This window comes from Euzebyales bacterium, from assembly GCA_035461305.1.
GTDB lineage: Bacteria > Actinomycetota > Nitriliruptoria > Euzebyales > JAHELV01 > JAHELV01.
Map to the genome: position 1 here is coordinate 1 of DATHVN010000066.1, position 1,911 is coordinate 1,911.

4 protein-coding genes are annotated in these 1,911 nt (G+C 70.1%); all 4 read right to left on the bottom strand.

The window, feature by feature from the left end:
• Window positions 1-253, bottom strand: a 253-nt coding sequence (locus VK923_06255; GenBank protein HSJ44266.1) for a type II toxin-antitoxin system RelE/ParE family toxin, incomplete at its 3' end; no start/stop codon positions are given.
• Entirely contained in the window at window positions 254-535 is a 282-nt protein-coding gene (locus VK923_06260; protein HSJ44267.1) for a type II toxin-antitoxin system Phd/YefM family antitoxin, read from the bottom strand. It abuts the gene before it with no gap.
• 197 nt (window positions 536-732) lie between these two features.
• Window positions 733-1,044: a hypothetical protein gene (locus VK923_06265; GenBank protein ID HSJ44268.1), complete on the bottom strand. Its 312-nt coding sequence runs from the start codon at window positions 1,042-1,044 to the stop codon at window positions 733-735.
• A 104-nt stretch (window positions 1,045-1,148) separates the two neighbouring features.
• Window positions 1,149-1,911 (bottom strand): LuxR C-terminal-related transcriptional regulator (locus tag VK923_06270; GenBank protein HSJ44269.1); only part of this gene is annotated, 763 nt, incomplete at its 5' end.

Consider the following 1,911-nt stretch of genomic DNA (forward strand, 5'->3'; position numbering starts at 1 on the left):
GGTCGGACGTGTACGCGTCACCGCGATGGCGGATCGCCACGACCCGCACCGCCGATTCGTCGCGGAGCTGGTAGATGATGCGGTACACGCCGACGCGGTAGGACCGCAGACCGGTCAGCCGACCCCGCAGCGGATGCCCGACCATCGGGTCGCGCTCGAGCTCGCCGAGCGCGTCGAGCACGGCCTCTGCCACCAGGTGGTCCAGCTCCTTGTGCGCAGCGCTGGCCACTCGCGCCACGACGACCCGCGCCATCTACGACGCGGAGCGGCGCGCGAGATCCTTACGGACCTGGTCGAGCGTGACCACGTCGCCGGAAGCAATGTCGTCCAGCCCCCGACGGATCGCCTCGAGCGTGTCCTCGTCGGACAGGATGTCCGCGGTCTCCTCGAGCGCCTCGTACTCGTCGACGGGCACCAGCACCGCCGACGGCCGCCCGTGACGGGTGATCGTCACATGCTCCCGGCGATGCGCGACCTCGTCCAGCAGTTCAGCAAGTCGCGCCCGCAGCTCCCGAACCGGCACTGTCTTCGACATGTCATCAGTGTACCTCTTCGTGTACACAACATGCCAAGGGCCTCACGACCACCCGCCGCCGGGCCGCCCCGCGACCCAGACGTGGTGGCGTGGGGTAGCCGGGCTGCCCGCTGGTTGGCTGACGGGCGGTATCGCGATCACACGTGTGGACCGCCACCGCCACCGCGACTGCGAGGTCGCGGTGGCGGCTCGCGCGGTCAGGCGTAGGCGGTGCTTGTGCGGCAAGGGCGGGTCGTGGTGTCGTCGAGCTCGATCTCGAGGACTGAACGGCGGGTGTGCTGGTCCGGGGTGACGCCGAGGCGTCGGAGGGTGGGCACGAGCAGTTCGGCGGTGAACCGGTCGGCGTGGGCCTTGGACTCCCAGACGGAGATGACGCACATGCCGTCCGGGCCGATGCCGGCGTAGGTTGCGATGAGGCCGTCGATGGGGTCGTCGCCGAGCTCGCGCTCGAGCGTGTGGTGCCAGCTGACGTCGACACCGTGGTTCTGGCTGACCATTGCGTAGGACATGGCTGCTGCCTTTCGGTCCTGGTGGCCGATCGCCACCACCACCACGTGCCTGCTGACCGTAGGCACCACCAGCGCGGCGGGCGTCGGGGGCAGTACTCAGCTCGCTACTCAACCGGGCTCGGCGAGCGCGTGGCGACCCACGCGGCGAGTTGAGTGCGATTGCTGAGCCCCAGCTTGGTCAGGATGTGCTGCACGTGGTTCTCGGCGGTGCGTTCCGACAGCACGAGCGTCTCGGCGATCTGCCGGTTCGTCAGGCCACGCGCGACCAGCTGTGCGACCTGGGTCTCGCGGGGACTCAGCCCCGACCGTTCGGACCGATCACGGCGCACACCGGGGCGGAGTCGCTGCACTCGCGCAGCGAACGGTGTCATGCCAAGCTCGGTTGCGGTCAGGTCGGCCTCGTCGAGCAGCGTCTGTGCATGTTGGAGATCGCCGGGACCAGCGCGTCGGGTGAGGACACCCGCGAGCTCGACCATGGTCTCGACGAGGAAGGGGCGGGCGCCTTGCGCGCGGCTCCAGACCAGCGCCGCCTGTAGATCGCCCACTGCGCCGTCGAGGTCCTCCAGTGCCGCGGCGCCGGTTGCGATCGCCAGCTCGACGGGACCGTCGCAGCTGAGGCCGCCTCCAGCGTGCAGCCCGCAGTGGGGCGTCAGCAGCTCGATCAACGCCGCGATGTCGGGCTGGATCGCCAACGCGACCGCCGCGCGAAGGCGCAGGGTCCATGCGGTGAGCCGGAGATACGCGGGCAACCGCCAGACCGCGACGGGATCCAGCCGCCGGTACTCGACAGCGGCGTCGCTCGTACGACCGAGACCAGCCAGGACCAGCGCCGACCGGACCCGTCCCATGGAGGCGAACGGTCCTGTG

What these genes read in the sequence shown, in the direction of transcription:
- VK923_06260 (HSJ44267.1), bottom strand. Translation starts at nt 535, where the DNA reads ATGTCGAAGACAGTGCCGGTTCGGGAGCTGCGGGCGCGACTTGCTGAA.
- VK923_06265 (HSJ44268.1), bottom strand. Translation starts at nt 1,044, where the DNA reads ATGTCCTACGCAATGGTCAGCCAGAACCACGGTGTCGACGTCAGCTGG.